This is a genomic window from Pantoea vagans (assembly GCF_004792415.1).
GTDB classification, from domain to species: domain Bacteria; phylum Pseudomonadota; class Gammaproteobacteria; order Enterobacterales; family Enterobacteriaceae; genus Pantoea; species Pantoea vagans.
Window position 1 is genome coordinate 2238482 of sequence record NZ_CP038853.1, and the last position, 16005, is coordinate 2254486.

Below are 16005 nucleotides of genomic sequence, written 5' to 3' on the forward strand. Positions count from 1 at the left end.
GGCTTGAAAAAGTAAAACGATCGGTTTACTTTTAAAGAATGAAAAAGAGAGATGATATCCTTCAGGCCGCCGAGCGGCTCTTCTATACCCACGGCTTTCACGCCACCAGTACCGATCAACTCTGTCGCGAAGCGGGCGTTTCGACACGCACGCTTTATCATCATTTCGCCTCCCGCGAAGCACTTACCGCCGCGGTGCTTGACGCCCGCGAGCAGCGCTTTATGGCGGAGTTGCTGCCAGCGCAACAGCCTGAGGCAATCGCCCATCTGTTTATGGTGCTGGGTGAGTGGACGACGTTAAACGGCGCGCGTGGCTGCTTCTTTCTGAAAGCTTGGGGGGAATATGCCGAGCGGGATAGCGGGCTGGCATCTCAGGCACTGGCCTTTCGCGCCACGATGCGCGCTTACATTACGCAATGCGTGACGCATCTGGGCGGCGACGTTAATCAGCAGCTGAGTGATGCCATCTGGATACTCTTTGAGGGAGCGATTACCACCGCGCTGATTACCGGTCCTGCCGCTGTACGACAGGCGGCACAGGTCGCCAGCCAGTTATTGCAGCGTGGTGCGGTCAGATGAGGTCACCCGCCGCGCTGGCGCTGACCGGCTTTAGCCTGATTGCTGTGACTTACGGCATGGCGCGCTTCTCGTGGGGATTGATGCTGCCTTCGATCTCAACCGATATCCCGTTCAGCCCGCAGCAGGCGGGCTTGCTGTCAGCCTGCAGCTTTGTGGCCTACTGCCTCACTATTCTCACCGCGGCCGCACTGGCAGACCGCTATGGTGCCCGACTGACCGCCCTGCTGGCGGCCCTGAGTGCCGCAGCAGGGCTGCTGCTGCTTGCCTGCGCCTCCTCACCGCTACTGCTGGCGACAGGACTGTTTGTTGCCGGATTGAGTTCAGGGCTGGCCTCGCCTGCTCTGGCCGCGGCTGTCAGTAACCGGATTGCGGCTGCCGATCAGCCGCGCATCAATACCCTGATCAACGCCGGCACCAGCGCCGGTATCATTCTGACCGTGGTGATCCTGAGCGTGCTGCCAGGCGGATGGCGGGCCGCCTGCCTGCTATTCGCCCTGCTGTCACTGGCCTGTCTGCTACCGGTGATGCGCGTGCTGTCGGTTCATGCTGCCGGCAGCGCTGCTAAAGCGCGACGCTGGCACCAGCGTCTATACCGTCGCGCTATGCGCCGGCTGATGGCCATAGCGCTGGTTTCAGGTCTGGTCAGTGCGGCCTGGTGGAGCTTTGGGTCGGCGCTGCTGCGCCAGCATGTCGGCGTTGATGCAGAGACCGCCCGTTTACTCTGGCTGGTTGCCGGAGGTGCAGGCATTGTGGGTGCAGCAACCGGCCCGGTCGCTGCCCGTATCGGGCTGAACGCGGTTTACCGGCTGTCACTGTGCGGAATGGCATTGCCACTGCTGGTTCTGGCCTTCAGTCACGGTGAATCTACCGGTTTACTGGTTGCGGTGGCCTGCTGCGGCGCAGGATACGTGACGCTGTCGGGCGTATTGCTGGTATGGGGAGCACAGGCCACGGCTGAAGAGCCCGCGACAGGCGTCGGTATCCTGTTTTTTATGCTGGCAGTCGGTCAGGTTGCGGGCTCTCTGCTGTTTGGTCAGCTTTACGCCGCGCTGGGTGCCGGTACGGCATTAACGCTGTTTGCGCTCAGCGCCCTGCTCCTGCTGTTTATTACACCGTCGCATAATAGTGAAGCATCAGATTAATAGGCCGTAAATAACGAACATCGTCGTAAAGCGTGGCGGGAATTAACTGATAATGTTATTTACCCGACAGCGTGAAACAGAACTGCCCGGCTCATCAGAAATGAAAATGTCACTTTTATAATTAAGCGGATAAAGGCCGCACTGAAGCTTTTCAGATCGCGCGGATATTTTTAATCCGTGGATTCACCTTCTGCTGAAGTAAATCTTCAGCGGGACCCAGATAATAAGGCACCGCACACTGCTTACCATCTTTGGTAAAAATAATCTGGTTATCCTGCAGGAATAACGCCGTAAAATGGCCCAGCACGACGCCATTTAATTCGAAGCAGTGATTTCGTGCTGCACGCAGCCCCTGCTTACTATTCAGAAAATCAACAAATCGCATCACGCTGCGCCTCCCGTTAATTAATTCACCCTATCGGAACGGCACAGATAATAGCCTTAACTCCGGAGCGGATCATCCGGCTGACGCTGTTTTCAGAATAGGCTTAACCGCCATTCAGAAGCGGGACTCAACCGGCGGGGATAACTATTCCCTTTTCACCAGGAATAGTCCTGGAGGAAGCGCCCGTAATAAAATTGCTGACGCGCACGAGATTTATATTGCGCGCTCTGAGCGCCCGCTATACCGTTGTTTTTCAACAGGTGCAGACGATCAGGGCAAACCTCATGATGGAAATTTTTGATGCAGATGAACGCCACATCCCGGCGATTCAGCAGATTTACGCCTGGCATGTCCTTAACGGCACCGGCTCATTTGAGACCGTGCCCCCTGACGCTGCAGAAATGGGCGAGCGGATGCGTAAGATACAGCAGGCGGGGCTGCCGTGGTTCATTGCTGTCAGCGACGGCGACGTACGTGGATTTTGCTATCTGGCACCTTACCGCCCGCGCCACGCCTACCGCCATACGCTGGAAGACTCGATTTATATTGACCCCGGCTTTCAGAAGCGCGGTGCCGGTTCACGTCTGCTGGAGCATGCCATCCAGTGGGCGGAGCAGAAAGGCTACCGCCAGCTGATCGCCAACGTCGGCGACAGCGAGAACCGGGGTTCGATTGCCGTGCACCAGGCAGCAGGATTTGAGATGACAGGTATCCTGCGCTCGGTGGGGTTTAAACAGGGCCGCTGGCTGGATACCGTTTTTATGCAACGTTATCTGGGAACAGGCGATACCACGCCGCCAGTAGACTAAAATATTAGCGTCAGATTAAGAAAGTCATACTGGCCCTCGTTTTCCCCAGGATAAGCTTCTGGTAAGGTGCCTTAACAAAAAATAAAAAATTCCGGAAACCTTTATGTTGTCGACAATCATCTATCGCAGCCACATCACTGAACATGTGCAGCTCGAGACCCTGAATGATTTGGCGCGGAAAGCGAATAAAATCAACAAATCGTCCAGTGTCACCGGAATTTTACTGTTCAATGGCACGCATTTTTTCCAGCTTCTGGAAGGCCCGGAGGCGGCGGTAAAGGCGGTCTATAGCCGGATTTGCCAGGATCCGCGCCACCACAATCTGGTCGAACTGCTGCGCGATTACGCCCCGGCGCGACGTTTTGGTCATGTTGGTATGGAGCTCTTCGATCTGCGTCTGCACGATCAGGAAACCGTGCTGGAGTCAGTGCTGGCAAAATGCACCACGAAATATCAGATGACCTATGCCGATCGCGCACTGCAGTTCCTGCGCACCTTTGTAGAAGCACGCGAAAAAGAGAACTATTTCGAGATCCCTGCAGCAGGCGGCTGGACGTTTATTCGCGATGAGACAGAGCAGCGCGAAGGCGATGCGGCGCTGGTGGCTACGGATGAAGTCAGCTTTGCGTTTCAGCCTATTGTTGATCCCTTCGCCTGCGAGATCGTTTCACTGGAAGCACTGCTGCGCGGTCCGCAGGGAGAATCGCCGCTCGACTATTTTGCCCGACTGACACGCGAGCAGCTTTATCAGGTCGATCTGCAGTCGAAAAAGATCGCTTTTGCTCAGGCGAAGAAGCTGGGGATTGAGGGGATGACCCTGTCGATCAATCTGCTGCCGATGACGCTGGTAGAAGTGCCCGACGCCGTCCCCTTTTTGCTGGATGAGATTGCTGCCCAGGGGCTGGTGCCCGAGCAGGTCATGGTTGAGTTCACCGAGAATGAAATCATCTCGCAGCCGGAAGCGTTTGAAGCCGCCATCAGGCAGCTGAAAGCGGCCGGTATCAGCCTGGCGCTGGATGATTTCGGTGCCGGATTTGCCGGGCTGTCGCTACTGACCCGCATTCAGCCCGACAAAATTAAGATCGATCGCGCCATCATCTCTGACGTGCATAAAAGTGGGCCGAAACAGGCGATCATCCATGCCATTCTGAAATGCTGCGCCTCACTGGAGATTGGTGTGATCGCCGAAGGCATTGAACAACCGGAAGAGTGGATGTGGCTGGAAGCCGCGGGCGTAACCCAGTTCCAGGGATTCCTGTTCTCTGAGCCTGAACTGAATGGCGTTGCGGCCGTGGCCTGGCCAGAGCTGATTTAACCTCCTGCGATTTGGATGATTTTACGCCTCCCTGCCTTGCTGGATCACCCGGCGGCTGCTAAATAATTAACAGCGCCGGAGGATCATCTTTCTGTCATCTTCCCGCGTCACAGTCAGTCATGACCCCATCAGTGATTAAATGTTTAGCAGTCAGATGTTCAGTGTTTAGGCCAGCGCTACGCGCCATGCGTGCGACGTGACTCCAGGGACAGCATTTGAGGAACTGAATGAAGCAAATCATCCGCGGTGATAAAGAACCCTCCCATATTCTGGCAGCGACCCGTGCGCTCGAAGCGCACTACGCCCGCTACGGTGAAGGTAATAAGTACCATCCCATCATCTATTCCATCGCCTACCGCAGCCGGTTTTATCAGGTTGAGGTGATTACCCGACGTGAAACCATGGTTGCCACGGTGATTACCGGGGTTCGTAATCTGACGCATCTCTCCGGCGCTGCCTGACGGCCGCCTGCTCGCCTGCGGGGGCATACTGTCCCCGCATCCCCGCTTAACGCCGGTAGAGGGAATTGGCCGGATAAATTGCGCCTATCACGCTTTTCTCCCGTGCGCCCGTCACCGCAGGCAGATTGCCCGGCAGACCGGAGAGCGTACGAAACGCCAGCCAGGCAAACGCCAGCGCTTCCATGTCATCACCACTGATACCCGCCGCATCGGTGGTCGCCACTTCCGTTCCGGGAAGGTGTGCTGCCAGCCGCGCCATCAGCAGCGGATTGCGACTGCCGCCGCCGCACACCAGCAGACGATCGCAGCCATCATTGAGTAACACCTGCTGTGTAATAGTGATGGCGGTCAGCTCTACCAGCGTGGCCTGCACATCCTGCGGTGCCAGACCCGGGAAATAGCGCAGATGCTGCTCCAGCCAGCCCAGATTGAAGTGTTCGCGCCCGGTGCTCTTCGGCGGCGGCAACGCAAACCAGGGTTCGCGCAACAGCGCCTCCAGCAGAGCCGGGATCACCGAGCCGCTGCGCGCCCACTGCGCATCTTTGTCATAAGGCTGACCCTGATTGCGCCATATCCAGGCGTCCATCAGCATATTGCCGGGACCGGTATCGAAGCCGCGCACCGCCTGTCCAGGGATCAGCAGCGAGAGATTGGCGATGCCACCAATATTCAGCACCATGCGGCGTTCTGCGGCATCCATCAGCAGCGCCTGATGAAAAGCAGGCACCAGCGGCGCGCCCTGCCCGCCCAGCGCCATGTCACGGCGGCGGAAATCACCCACCACGGTGACGCCGGTTGCCGCGACGATCTGATTATTGTCACCAATCTGCAGCGTATTTGGCGCGTCACTCTGGGGCTCATGCCAGACGGTCTGACCATGACAGCCAATCGCCGTGATATCGCTGGCCTCCAGCGATTCGCGCTTCATTAATGTCAACACGGCTTCAGCGAAGAGCTGGCCGAGGCGGGTATCAAGCTGGCCGAGCTGTGACAGGGTCAGGGACTGTCCCTGGCAAATCTCCAGAATGGCCTGACGCAGCGCAGGTGGCATCGGATGGCAGTAACTTGCCTGCTGCGCCACCATATTCTCATCAATGGCGGCCAGCACCACATCCACGCCATCCAGGCTGGTGCCTGACATTACCCCGATATAGCGTCCTGATTTCATAACCATTCCTTACTTCCGGCGGGAAGTGCGATTCATCTGCGGCTAGCCTGACAAATAATGATCGCTAATTCTATGATTAAATTCTTTTTATCCGATCGTGCTGACCCGTAACGTGACGGGACTATTTTTAAACGACGATTGAATTATTGTTGATCTTACATAGTCTATGCTTCGTCCAACCGTGTTTTATTCGGACAGGGATTAATTTGCCAGTTTTGTGTCTTATACTGTGTGCAGGATATAGCGATAAACGTGGCGCCTTCTCGACTAAAGGAGTTTCAAATGATTAAGCGTGTAATTGTGGTCGCTCTGGCCGGTGCGATGCTGGCAGGTTGTAGCAATACCAGTACGCTGTCGGGTGACACCTACAGTGCCAGTGAAGCCAAGCAGGTGCAGAGCGTGTCGTACGGTACGTTAGTCTCTGTGCGTCCGGTGAAAATCCAGGGCGGTGATGAGAGCAACGTCATCGGTGCAATCGGTGGTGCGGTGCTGGGTGGCTTCCTGGGTAACACCATTGGTGGCGGCACCGGACGTAGCCTGGCAACAGCCGGTGGTGCGGTTCTGGGTGGCGTAGCAGGCCAGGGTGTTCAGGGCGCAATCAATAAAACCGATGGCGTTGAGCTGGAAATCCGTAAGGATGATGGCAACACCATCATGGTGGTTCAGAAACAGGCCGCCTCGCGTTACTCTGTTGGCCAGCGTGTTGTTATGGCGTCCAACGGCAGCCAGGTGACGGTTTCACCTCGCTAATGCTGCAAAACAAAAAACCGACGCCCGGGCGTCGGTTTTTTTATTTCTCTTTGTGCTGAAGTTCGAGAATGTTTTTCTCAAGCCGGGCGATCAGCGTCACCATCTGACTAATCTCTTCCCGACTGATGCCGGACAGAATGTCATCCCGCGTCTCATCAATCACACTCTCAACCTGTTCGATAATCGGCTCCGCCTGCTGCGTCAGCTTAATGCGCTTGGCGCGACGATCGTTGGCGCAGGTCGAACGGGTAATCAATCCTTTCTCTTCCAGTTGATCCAGCGTCCGCACCAGTGAAGGCTGTTCAATACCAATCGCCTTGGCTAACTGAATCTGCGACTGTTCGGGCGGCAGTTGATGAATATTGTGCAACGTCACCCAGTGAGTCTGAGTCAGCTCAAGCGGCTTGAGCCGCTGATCAATCAACGCGCGCCAGATGCGCACCAGGCGAGATAAATCCGTTCCGAGGGGCGTATCCATTTCATCTCCTTATAATTAGCTTGCTAGCTATCAAGCCAGATTTTACACTATTCTGCGAGTTTACAGGACAAATTACAAATCCCGGACCAGGCTAGGATTACGCGGCAGCGCGTTCAGTCTGCCGTTTGGGTTAACGAAGGATGTTATCACGTGCTCACTCCTGCTTTTTCAGGTGCGAAACCGCTAACCGATCTGGTCGTGGGCGCCTCGCTTTTTTTCCCGCCGATTTTCAAAGCGGTGCTGCTCGGCTTCTTTTTCTGGCTGCTGATTCACCCGCTGGTACGCGGCTGGATCTACTCCGGCGACGTCTGGCATCCCACCCTGTTTGATCTCTCCCTGTTTGTGCTGTGCGTTACCGCCGCACTCTGGCTCATCGGTCACGGATAATCGATATGAAATTTAACGCGGTAAAATACTTTTCAACGCTGATTGTGTTTGCGCTGGCGCTGCTGGCCGGTGGCTGGCTGTGGAACTACTACATGCAGTCGCCCTGGACGCGTGACGGGAAAGTGCGGGCAGAACTGGTGGATATTACGCCTCAGGTGTCGGGCCGGATTACGCAACTGAAGGTCAGAGACAATCAGTTCGTGCATCAGGGCCAGCTGCTGTTAACGCTGGACCCGGTGCCATGGCAGATTGCACTCGACAACGCTGCCGCCCAGCTCAGCAAAGCGCAGGCGGACCTGGCGAAAGCGCAGCATGAATATCACCGGCGCAGCAGCCTGCCGCGTAACATCATCTCCGCCGAGGATCTGGATGCGGCACGCTTAAGCGCAGAAGCCGCCGCCGCCAGTGCCAAAGCCGCGCAGGCGGAGCTGGAGCGGGCACGCTGGAATCTGCAGCAGACAACGCTGACCGCACCGACAGATGGCTGGATCACCAATCTGACGCTTCGTCCCGGCAACTATGCGACAGCGGGGTCGCCCCTGTTTGCGCTGGTCGACAGCCACTCTTACTACGTCATGGGCTATTTTGAAGAGACCAAGCTGCGCCATATTCACGCTGGCGCGGCGGCTCAGGTGGTGCTCTACAGCAATGGCATGCGGCTGCAGGGCCAGGTGGACAGTATTGGCCGCGCTATCTATGACCAGAGCATTGAGACCGACAGCGGTCTGGTGCCCGATATCAAACCCAACGTGCCCTGGGTGCGGCTGGCGCAGCGGGTGCCGGTGCGCATTCGTCTCGATCCGCTCCCGGCTGATGCCAGCCTGGTTGCGGGCACCAGTTGCACCATCACAATCCAGCCATGAATGTTCAGTGGCTGGCCTGGGATCAACTGCCCTGGATTAAGGCGAACGGCGGTCAGTGGCGCTATGCGTTGCGGAATGCTATCGCGATGTGTCTGGCGCTGAGCATCGCCTATGGCCTGGATCTTGATGAGCCTTACTGGGCGATGACCTCCGCCGCCGTGATCAGCTTTCCTACCGTGGGCGGCGCGATCGGTAAAAGTCTGGGCCGCATCGTCGGCAGTCTGCTCGGGGCCACCGCCGCGCTGTTGATTGCCGGACATACCCTGAATGAGCCCTGGCTGTTTACCTTTGCGATTGCCGGCTGGCTTGCGCTCTGCACCGGCATTGCAAACCACTACCAGAACAATGTCGCCTACGCCTTTTCGCTGGCGGGTTACACCGCCGCTATTATCGCCTTCAGCAGCGTCAATATCACTGATATCACCTCGCTGTGGACGATCGCCCAGGCACGCGTCTGTGAGGTAATCTCCGGTATTCTCTGCGCCGGTTTGATGATGATGGTGCTGCCAAGCACCTCCGATGGCGAAACGCTGATTACCTCCCTGAAACAGATGCATGCGCGATTGCTGGAACATGCGGTATTACTGCTGCAGCCCTCGGCCAGCGATACCATTCGCACCGCACATGAAAACGTCATCAGCCAGATCCTCACCATGAACCTGCTGCGCATTCAGGCGTTCTGGAGCCACTACCGTTTTCGCCGACAGAACAACGTCCTGAACTATGTGCTGCACCAGCAGCTGCGACTTACCAGCGTGCTCTCCAGCCTGCGCCGCATGCTGCTCAACTGGCCTGACGCGCCAGAGGCGCTGTTTGAGGCGCTGCAGCAACTGCTGGCGGAGCTGGCAAAACCGGCATGTGATAAATATCGACTGGCGCAAATCCTGCGCAGCGTGACACCCGCAGCGGATGGCGACTACCGGCAGCGCGCCTTTTGTCAGCGGCTGCGCTACTTCTGCTGGATGTACCTCAACGTGCTGCGCTGGATCCGCCTGCTGGATCGCGCCGATGCCGATACCCGTTTTCAGCCGCCGCCGGTTCCGGCGCTGGCGCGTGACAGTGACAGTGCCGAAGCGGGCTGGAGCGCCCTGCGCACCTTCTGCGTGATCGTCCTGGGCTGCGCCTTCTGGATTAACACGCAATGGTCTTCCGGAGCCTCGGCGCTCACCCTGACCGCCATTGCCTGCGTGCTCTATGCCTCTGCTCCCTCACCCGGCGGCAGCGTGACGCTGCTGCTGAAAACGCTGCTGTGGCTGTTTGCATTTAGTTTTGTGATGAAGTTTGGACTGATGGTGCAGATCGGTCAGCTATGGCCGTTTTTACTGTTTCTGTTTCCGCTGCTGGTGACGCTGCAACTCTTCAAGCTGCAGCAGAAACAGCGCGCCGGGATATGGGGGCAGTTCATCGTCTTTATGGGCTCGTTTATCGCGGTGACTAACCCACCCACCTGGGATTATCAGGACTTTTTTAACGATAACATCGCCAAAGTCTGCGGAGTGCTGCTCGCCTGGCTGGCGTTTCAGATTCTGCGGCCCAGCTCCGATGCGCGGCGCAGCCGGCGGCATATCCGGGCACTGCGGCTGGCGTTTCTCGATCAGCTGCGGCAACGACCCCGGCTCAGCGAGAGCCGCTTTGAATCGCAGATTTATCATCGCATCAGCCAGCTCAGCCATAGCCGGGATGAGCAGGCGCGCGTCTGGCTTCTGCGCTGGGGCGTGGTGCTGCTCAACTGTTCGCATATCGTCTGGCAGCTGCGTGAATGGCGCGCCGGTTCAGCAACGCTGATGGCGTTTCGCGATAACAGCCTGCAAAATTTACAGCAGATTATCAGCAGCCGCGGCGTACGGCACAGTTCGCTGGATCAGATGCTGACGGAACTGGAAGCGACCATTACCGCGTTACTGGCGCTGCAAAACAATGAGGCCAGCGAACTGGCGGGGATTATCTGGCGATTACGCTGTTCGCTGGCACAGCTGAAGCAGGCTGTGCCGGAGTGATTACTGGCAATACTGCTGCTGTTGCCGGTTAAAATCATCCTGCAGCTGTTGCAGCGTTTTATGGCCCTCGAAGCGGGTTTTATCCATCTCGGTCATCGGTTCAATCACCAGCGCTTTCTCATCAGGTGAGAAGATAAAGCGACGCGTCAGTTCGGTGCCGGTGAAACTCTGGCCGTGAATGCCGCCGCACACCATGGTCATGGTGCGACGATAGATCGTGGTGTCAGTGAAATTGGTTTCAGTGGCGCTGCGAAAAACCTGATCGCACCCCTGCGCTTCCAGCTTGCGCACCATGTTGCGACTGAGCCATTCACGACCTTTGGCGATCTTTTCACAGGTGACACGCATCTTGCTGGTATCAATGGTGCGCTGAAGCTCCCGTCCGGTTTCAGTGACCAGCTGCGTATCATTGGGTTTATCGCATCCCACCAGCAGCAGACACAGCAGTAATGCACCCTTGAGTTTCATTTTCCCGCTCCTTTCCTCATCACGCTTTCTTACCTGAATCAATATCATAGGGGGGAAATGACGGGGATGGTATAACAATTCATAAACAGGCGGGATAAAAAGGGCGGCTATCGCCTGCCGCCCGGAAATTCAGATAACGCCGCAGGCATAACGCGCCCCGCCGCCGCCCAGCGGTGCAGGATGATCAGCATGATTATCTCCGCCGGCATGCACCATCAGCGTTTTGCCTTTGATCTCTTTTAACGACTTCAGCCGTGGCGCCAGCACCGGATAGGTGGCACTGCCTTTCTCATCGACATAGATCGCGGGCAGGTCGCCCAGGTGACCTTCAGCATACGGCCCCAGATGTTTGCCGCTGTTAGCCGGATCCAGGTGACCGCCAGCCGCACCGGCGGCGACCACTTTCCCCTCAGATTCACCCGGCTCACAGCTGCCTTTAGCATGGACATGAAAACCGTGAATGCCCGGCTTCAGTCCCTGCAGGTCCGGCGTAAACTGCAGACCATACTGGGTCTCGTCAATCTTAACGGTGCCTAGCGATTTGCCAATCCCTTCAGCGGTAACCTGATGGATTGTAACCTGCTCGCTGGCAGCCTGTGCTGAGCCGCAGGCGATCAGCGCAAAAAGCGCAACTGCTTTCATTTTCATGGTGACTCCATTTGTATCCCAGGGTTTGAGATAAGTCTGGTCGCTGTTGCACTATTTTGCCGAAGATTGACGCAGTTTTACGCTTCAGGGCACATCAAATCCCAGCGCCGCTTTGCGAATACGGAACCACTGCTGCCGCGACAGGGATAAATCCAGTGCTCCGGCGGCTTCGCTGACGCGCGCTGCTTTGCCTGAGCCGATGATCGGCAGAGGCCGCGACGGCAGCATCAGTATCCAGGCATAGACCACCTGCTCCAGACTGGTGGCACCGGTTTCCTGCCGCACCACCTCCAGTTCATTACGCAGGGGCTGGAAGTGAGGATCGTTGAACAGACGTCCGCCGCCGAGACAGGACCAGGCCATCGGACGAATGCGCAGTTGCTGGCACTGATCCAGCGATCCATCCAGCAGTACGCTCTGCTGCACGGGTGAAATCTCCAGCTGATTCGTGACCAGCGAGAACGGCAGACGGGATTGCAGCAGTGAAAACTGGGATGGTGTGAAATTCGAGACGCCAAAATGCAGCACCTTGCCGCTTTGATGAAGTGCCATAAAGGCTTCAGCCACTTCGTCAGCCGCCATCAGCGGATCGGGGCGATGGATCAGCAGCAGGTCGAGACGATCGGTGTGGAAATGGCGCAGCGAGTTTTCAGCACTCTGCAGGATATGATTTTTGTCGGTAATGTAGTGGCCAATCTGATGTTCAGGCCGGGCGCGGGTGGCAATGCCGCATTTGGTCACAATCTGAAGCTGATCGCGCAGTCCGGGAGCCAGCTTTAGCGCCTCGCCAAAGGCCGCCTCACACTGGTAGTCGCCGTAAATGTCAGCATGGTCAACGGTGGTAATGCCGAGCCTCAGATGGTGCTCAATAAACGCAACCCGCTCCTGCGGCGACATGCCCCACTCCATCAGACGCCAGTACCCCATAACCAGCGGTGAAAAATCGGGGCCCTGTAAAGCGATGGCCTGCGGTTCTAACATGACGTTCTCCCTGTTGCGCGTTGGCTGTAATTAGTGTGTCAGAGAGTATAACGGAAAGCGGAAAGTCGTCAGAATAACTCCGGCTGTTGTGGCTCGGGTGGCTCCTCGCCTTTCTGCTGCCGCTGCAGGCGCAGACGACGCTGCTGACAGAGACGAATGACTTCCCGCTTTTGCGCATCGCTGAAGCGCAGCCAGTTGAACCGCTCATCGCGGCTGCGTAAACATCCCAGGCAGTAGCCGCGCGCATCGGTCTGGCAGATGCCGCGACAGGGGCTGGGAACCGGGAAAAACTCAAGCTGCTCGGCCACCATGACTCCGGATTAACAGAATAAACAGTCCAGTAAAAAGCGTAGCCTGGATGCGCAGGAATTAAGCTTTGCCCCGTCAGAATTATCCTTTTCTCTCACGGGTGAGTGAACACTCTGTGCCAAATGCACGGTGCAGCGTTGCATTAGACCAACCGGTCTACTACTCTCTCTGCCATGAATAAGACGCTACAACGCAATGAAACCCGTGAACACCTGCTCCAGACAGGTGAACAGCTCTGTCTGCAACGCGGCTTTACCGGAATGGGCCTCAGCGAACTGCTGACGCAGGCGGCGGTGCCGAAAGGCTCCTTCTACTACTATTTCCGCTCTAAAGAGGCGTTTGGCGTGGCGTTACTGGAACGCTACTTTGCGCGTTATCTGCAGGATGTTGAGTTACAGCTCAACCAGACAGACGGCACATCGCGTGAACGTCTGCTAAATCATTTTCGTGCTGCGGTTGAGCTGTTTGTGCAGCAGGGACACATTGTCGGTTGTCTGGGCGTCAAAGTTTCTGCTGAGGTCTGCGATCTCTCTGAGCCGATGCGTGATGCACTGCAGCAGGGTGCAGGAAAGATTACCGCGCTCTATGCCCGGACGCTGATTGCCGCAGAGCAGCAGGAGTCGCTGAGCCTGCCGCAGCCCCCCGCGCAGATGGCAGAGTTGCTGTCGCTGCTGTGGCTTGGCGCCAGTCTGCAGAGCAAAATTTCCCGCGAGGCGCAGCCACTGCGTCTGGCACTGAGTACCATCGAACAGTGGCTTAAAAGCCACTGATTTTTAAAAAACGTGTTTGTAGACGACTGGTCTACTAATCAGGAGCTATTATGGCGAGTACCCAGCTGTTTCGTCCGCTGAAAGTCGGCGCAATTACCGTCCCAAACCGCGTATTTATGGCACCGCTGACCCGTCTGCGCAGCATTGAGCCAGGCGACATCCCTACCCCGATGATGGCGGAGTATTACCGTCAGCGCGCCAGCGCCGGTCTGATTATCACCGAAGCAACCCAGGTCTCTTTCCAGGCAAAAGGCTATGCCGGTGCGCCAGGCTTACATACGCAGCCACAGATTGCCGCGTGGAAAGTGATTAACGAAGGTGTCCATCAGGCGGGCGGTCATACCGCCGTGCAGTTATGGCACACCGGTCGTATCTCGCATAACAGCGTGCAGCCGGAAGGCAAAGCACCGGTAGCGCCATCCGCCATTGCTGCGGGTACGCGTACGTCACTGCGTGCTGAAGATGGCAGCGTCTATCGCGAAGACACCTCTGTACCGCGCGAACTGACGGTGCCAGAGATCCAGCAGATCGTGGCCGATTTTGGTCAGGCTGCGGCGAACGCACGTGAAGCAGACTTCGACCTGCTTGAGCTGCACTCCGCGCACGGCTACCTGATGCACCAGTTCCTGGCTCCGGGTTCAAACCAGCGTACCGACGAATATGGTGGCAGCATCGAAAAACGCGGTCGCTTTGCGCTGGAAGTGGTCGATGCGGTGATCGCCAACTGGTCAGCCGATCGCATTGGTATCCGCGTCTCGCCTATCGGCAGCTTCCAGAATCTGGACAACGGTCCGGATGAAGAAGAAGCGGCGCTGTGGTACATCGGCGAGCTGGCAAAACGCAACATCGCCTATCTGCACCTCTCTGAACCAGACTGGGCCGGCGGCAAGCCTTACACCGACGCCTTCCGTCAGAAAGTGCGCGATCTCTTCCCGGGCGCCATCATTGGTGCCGGTGCTTACACCGTTGAGAAAGCGGATAATCTGATTGGTCGCGGTCTGATCGATGCGGTTGCGTTTGGTCGTGATTACATTGCTAACCCGGATCTGGTTGAGCGTCTGCAGCAGGATGCCCCACTTAACCCACAGCGCCCGGAAAGCTTCTACGGCGGCGGCGCGGAAGGTTATATCGACTACCCGACACTGTAATCTGTTTGGGCTGCCGTCCGGGACGATGACGGCAGCCATTATTCAATGGCGATTTTCGTCGCTATACTTAGCGCCTGGGTCATCCGGCGATGGCGTTTTATTTAAAAGAGGATGTTATGCGTTTACTTCATACCATGCTGCGCGTTGGCGATCTGCAACGTTCAATCGATTTCTACACCCGTGTGCTGGGCATGCGCGTGCTGCGTCAGAGCGAAAACACCGAATATAAATATACCCTGGCGTTCGTAGGCTACACCGACGAAAGCGAAGGTGCGGTGATCGAGCTGACCTACAACTGGGGCGTTGATAAATATGACCTCGGCGATGCTTATGGTCACATCGCGCTGGGCGTCGATGACGCAGCAGCAGCCTGCGAACGTATCCGCAAAGATGGCGGCAACGTGACCCGTGAAGCAGGCCCGGTTAAAGGCGGCTCCACCATTATTGCCTTTGTTGAAGATCCCGATGGCTACAAAATCGAGCTGATCGAAAACAAAGATGCCGGTAACGGCCTGGGCAACTAAACCTGCCTCTCAGCCCGCCTGACCCGGTGGGCTGAATCCCTTTCTCTGCGCTTCATCTGCTGCACCCGTCCCCGTTTTTTGCCATAATACGCGCTGCCCTTTTTCTGCAACGAGATCCTGATGTCTGAATCGAATTCCCCTAATGCACTCAATCAACGTTTCCGTGGCTTCTATCCGGTGGTGATCGACGTTGAAACCGCCGGTTTCAATGCGCAAACCGATGCGTTACTGGAGATTGCCGCTATCACGCTGAAAATGGATGAAGAGGGATGGATTCAGATTGACCAGACGCTGCATTTCAACGTCGAACCCTTTGTCGGATCGCTGCTGCATCCGGAAGCGCTGGCCTTTACCGGTATCGATCCGAGTAATCCGCTGCGCGGCGCGGTAAGTGAATATGAGGCGCTGCACGCCATTTTCAAAATGGTGCGCAAGGGCATTAAAGACAGCGGCTGCAATCGCGCCATTATGGTGGCGCACAATGCCACGTTTGATCTGAACTTTATGTCAGCGGCAGCAGAACGTGCCAGCCTGAAGCGCAATCCGTTTCACCCGTTTGCCACCTTTGATACCGCAGCGCTGAGCGGACTGGTGCTGGGTCAGACGGTGCTGGCGAAAGCCTGTATTGCGGCGGGAATGGAGTTTGACAGTACCCAGGCGCATTCAGCGCTCTATGACACTCAGCAGACAGCGACCCTGTTCTGCGAGCTGGTGAACCGCTGGAAACGGTTAGGTGGCTGGCCTCTGCCCTTCGCCGGGAGCGACGCAGACGCCACGACATCTGCATAAGGGATGCCACAATGAAAGAGGCCGACATGATGTCG

Annotated in this window: 20 protein-coding genes; 13 read left to right on the forward strand and 7 right to left on the reverse strand. The window is 56.8% G+C overall.

Annotation, left to right across the window (positions count from 1 at the left end):
* Window positions 1-38: 38 nt before the first annotated feature.
* Both EGO56_RS10435 and EGO56_RS10440 read left to right on the forward strand, forming a co-directional pair.
* Complete coding sequence (locus EGO56_RS10435; RefSeq protein ID WP_135908975.1) at window positions 39-578, forward strand: TetR/AcrR family transcriptional regulator; 540 nt, start codon at window positions 39-41, stop codon at window positions 576-578.
* Window positions 575-1720: an MFS transporter gene (locus EGO56_RS10440; protein WP_135908977.1), complete on the forward strand. Its 1146-nt coding sequence runs from the start codon at window positions 575-577 to the stop codon at window positions 1718-1720. The genes EGO56_RS10435 and EGO56_RS10440 overlap by 4 nt, the downstream gene beginning before the upstream one ends.
* A gap of 151 nt (window positions 1721-1871) precedes the next feature.
* On the opposite strand, the gene EGO56_RS10445 is transcribed toward EGO56_RS10440, so the two are convergent.
* Entirely contained in the window at window positions 1872-2105 is a 234-nt protein-coding gene (locus EGO56_RS10445) for a hypothetical protein (RefSeq protein ID WP_041456831.1), read from the reverse strand.
* Between the two features lie 287 nt (window positions 2106-2392).
* Between EGO56_RS10445 and EGO56_RS10450 the strand changes: the two genes are divergently transcribed.
* From EGO56_RS10450 to EGO56_RS10460, 3 genes are all read left to right on the forward strand, one after another.
* Entirely contained in the window at window positions 2393-2914 is a 522-nt protein-coding gene (locus EGO56_RS10450; RefSeq protein WP_135910559.1) for a GNAT family N-acetyltransferase, read from the forward strand.
* Window positions 2915-3017: 103 nt separating this feature from the next.
* Window positions 3018-4229 carry a diguanylate phosphodiesterase gene (locus EGO56_RS10455; RefSeq protein WP_135908978.1) on the forward strand — a complete coding sequence of 404 codons (1212 nt, stop codon included), beginning with the start codon at window positions 3018-3020 and terminating at the stop codon, window positions 4227-4229.
* Window positions 4230-4456: 227 nt separating this feature from the next.
* Window positions 4457-4690: a DUF4060 family protein gene (locus EGO56_RS10460; protein ID WP_013357724.1), complete on the forward strand. Its 234-nt coding sequence runs from the start codon at window positions 4457-4459 to the stop codon at window positions 4688-4690.
* Between the two features lie 46 nt (window positions 4691-4736).
* Here EGO56_RS10460 and anmK read toward each other — a convergent pair whose 3' ends face one another.
* Window positions 4737-5858, reverse strand: a complete 1122-nt coding sequence (anmK, locus tag EGO56_RS10465; RefSeq protein WP_135910560.1) for an anhydro-N-acetylmuramic acid kinase — start codon at window positions 5856-5858, stop codon at window positions 4737-4739.
* Between the two features lie 282 nt (window positions 5859-6140).
* Between anmK and slyB the strand changes: the two genes are divergently transcribed.
* On the forward strand, window positions 6141-6608 hold the full coding sequence (slyB, locus tag EGO56_RS10470) for an outer membrane lipoprotein SlyB (protein WP_013357722.1): 468 nt from the start codon (window positions 6141-6143) through the stop codon (window positions 6606-6608).
* Window positions 6609-6648: 40 nt separating this feature from the next.
* On the opposite strand, the gene slyA is transcribed toward slyB, so the two are convergent.
* Window positions 6649-7086, reverse strand: coding sequence for a transcriptional regulator SlyA (gene slyA, locus EGO56_RS10475; protein ID WP_010245551.1), 438 nt, complete (start codon window positions 7084-7086; stop codon window positions 6649-6651).
* A 150-nt stretch (window positions 7087-7236) separates the two neighbouring features.
* Here slyA and EGO56_RS10480 point away from each other — a divergent pair, with 150 nt between their 5' ends.
* The 3 genes from EGO56_RS10480 to EGO56_RS10490 are packed head-to-tail and all read left to right on the forward strand — an operon-like array spanning window position 7237 to window position 10333.
* Entirely contained in the window at window positions 7237-7473 is a 237-nt protein-coding gene (locus EGO56_RS10480) for a DUF1656 domain-containing protein (protein WP_013357721.1), read from the forward strand.
* Between the two features lie 5 nt (window positions 7474-7478).
* Window positions 7479-8336, forward strand: coding sequence for an efflux RND transporter periplasmic adaptor subunit (locus tag EGO56_RS10485; protein WP_135908980.1), 858 nt, complete (start codon window positions 7479-7481; stop codon window positions 8334-8336).
* Window positions 8333-10333 (forward strand): FUSC family protein, encoded by a 2001-nt coding sequence (locus tag EGO56_RS10490; protein WP_135908982.1) that lies wholly within the window; start codon window positions 8333-8335, stop codon window positions 10331-10333. Before EGO56_RS10485 ends, EGO56_RS10490 begins: the two co-directional genes overlap by 4 nt.
* On the opposite strand, the gene EGO56_RS10495 is transcribed toward EGO56_RS10490, so the two are convergent.
* The 4 genes from EGO56_RS10495 to EGO56_RS10510 form a co-directional block, all read right to left on the reverse strand.
* The gene (locus EGO56_RS10495; protein WP_135908984.1) at window positions 10334-10801 is read right to left on the reverse strand and encodes a hypothetical protein; all 468 of its coding nucleotides are present in this window, start codon (window positions 10799-10801) and stop codon (window positions 10334-10336) included. It lies immediately after the preceding gene.
* 129 nt (window positions 10802-10930) lie between these two features.
* On the reverse strand, window positions 10931-11449 hold the full coding sequence (sodC, locus tag EGO56_RS10500) for a superoxide dismutase family protein (RefSeq protein WP_135908986.1): 519 nt from the start codon (window positions 11447-11449) through the stop codon (window positions 10931-10933).
* A gap of 84 nt (window positions 11450-11533) precedes the next feature.
* Entirely contained in the window at window positions 11534-12430 is an 897-nt protein-coding gene (locus EGO56_RS10505) for an aldo/keto reductase (protein ID WP_107319623.1), read from the reverse strand.
* A 68-nt stretch (window positions 12431-12498) separates the two neighbouring features.
* Window positions 12499-12738, reverse strand: coding sequence for a DUF1289 domain-containing protein (locus tag EGO56_RS10510; RefSeq protein WP_107320176.1), 240 nt, complete (start codon window positions 12736-12738; stop codon window positions 12499-12501).
* Window positions 12739-12912: 174 nt separating this feature from the next.
* Here EGO56_RS10510 and EGO56_RS10515 point away from each other — a divergent pair, with 174 nt between their 5' ends.
* The 4 genes from EGO56_RS10515 to rnt all read left to right on the forward strand — a co-directional run bounded on the left by EGO56_RS10515 (window position 12913) and on the right by rnt (window position 15970).
* The gene (locus tag EGO56_RS10515) at window positions 12913-13509 is read left to right on the forward strand and encodes a TetR/AcrR family transcriptional regulator (RefSeq protein WP_135908988.1); all 597 of its coding nucleotides are present in this window, start codon (window positions 12913-12915) and stop codon (window positions 13507-13509) included.
* A gap of 50 nt (window positions 13510-13559) precedes the next feature.
* Window positions 13560-14657, forward strand: a complete 1098-nt coding sequence (gene nemA, locus EGO56_RS10520; RefSeq protein ID WP_135908990.1) for an alkene reductase — start codon at window positions 13560-13562, stop codon at window positions 14655-14657.
* 116 nt (window positions 14658-14773) lie between these two features.
* On the forward strand, window positions 14774-15181 hold the full coding sequence (gene gloA, locus EGO56_RS10525; RefSeq protein WP_010245580.1) for a lactoylglutathione lyase: 408 nt from the start codon (window positions 14774-14776) through the stop codon (window positions 15179-15181).
* A 120-nt stretch (window positions 15182-15301) separates the two neighbouring features.
* Window positions 15302-15970 carry a ribonuclease T gene (rnt, locus tag EGO56_RS10530; protein ID WP_135908992.1) on the forward strand — a complete coding sequence of 223 codons (669 nt, stop codon included), beginning with the start codon at window positions 15302-15304 and terminating at the stop codon, window positions 15968-15970.
* Window positions 15971-16005 lie beyond the last annotated feature (35 nt).

Coding starts and splice junctions, on each gene's coding strand:
- EGO56_RS10440 (WP_135908977.1), top strand. CDS start 575: ATGAGGTCACCCGCCGCGCTGGCGCTGACCGGCTTTAGCCTGATTGCT.
- slyB (WP_013357722.1), top strand. CDS start 6,141: ATGATTAAGCGTGTAATTGTGGTCGCTCTGGCCGGTGCGATGCTGGCA.
- EGO56_RS10455 (WP_135908978.1), top strand. CDS start 3,018: ATGTTGTCGACAATCATCTATCGCAGCCACATCACTGAACATGTGCAG.
- EGO56_RS10435 (WP_135908975.1), top strand. CDS start 39: ATGAAAAAGAGAGATGATATCCTTCAGGCCGCCGAGCGGCTCTTCTAT.
- EGO56_RS10485 (WP_135908980.1), top strand. CDS start 7,479: ATGAAATTTAACGCGGTAAAATACTTTTCAACGCTGATTGTGTTTGCG.
- gloA (WP_010245580.1), top strand. CDS start 14,774: ATGCGTTTACTTCATACCATGCTGCGCGTTGGCGATCTGCAACGTTCA.
- rnt (WP_135908992.1), top strand. CDS start 15,302: ATGTCTGAATCGAATTCCCCTAATGCACTCAATCAACGTTTCCGTGGC.
- EGO56_RS10450 (WP_135910559.1), top strand. CDS start 2,393: ATGGAAATTTTTGATGCAGATGAACGCCACATCCCGGCGATTCAGCAG.
- EGO56_RS10460 (WP_013357724.1), top strand. CDS start 4,457: ATGAAGCAAATCATCCGCGGTGATAAAGAACCCTCCCATATTCTGGCA.
- EGO56_RS10495 (WP_135908984.1), bottom strand. CDS start 10,801: ATGAAACTCAAGGGTGCATTACTGCTGTGTCTGCTGCTGGTGGGATGC.
- EGO56_RS10490 (WP_135908982.1), top strand. CDS start 8,333: ATGAATGTTCAGTGGCTGGCCTGGGATCAACTGCCCTGGATTAAGGCG.
- anmK (WP_135910560.1), bottom strand. CDS start 5,858: ATGAAATCAGGACGCTATATCGGGGTAATGTCAGGCACCAGCCTGGAT.
- EGO56_RS10445 (WP_041456831.1), bottom strand. CDS start 2,105: ATGCGATTTGTTGATTTTCTGAATAGTAAGCAGGGGCTGCGTGCAGCA.
- nemA (WP_135908990.1), top strand. CDS start 13,560: ATGGCGAGTACCCAGCTGTTTCGTCCGCTGAAAGTCGGCGCAATTACC.
- slyA (WP_010245551.1), bottom strand. CDS start 7,086: ATGGATACGCCCCTCGGAACGGATTTATCTCGCCTGGTGCGCATCTGG.
- EGO56_RS10505 (WP_107319623.1), bottom strand. CDS start 12,430: ATGTTAGAACCGCAGGCCATCGCTTTACAGGGCCCCGATTTTTCACCG.
- EGO56_RS10515 (WP_135908988.1), top strand. CDS start 12,913: ATGAATAAGACGCTACAACGCAATGAAACCCGTGAACACCTGCTCCAG.
- sodC (WP_135908986.1), bottom strand. CDS start 11,449: ATGAAAATGAAAGCAGTTGCGCTTTTTGCGCTGATCGCCTGCGGCTCA.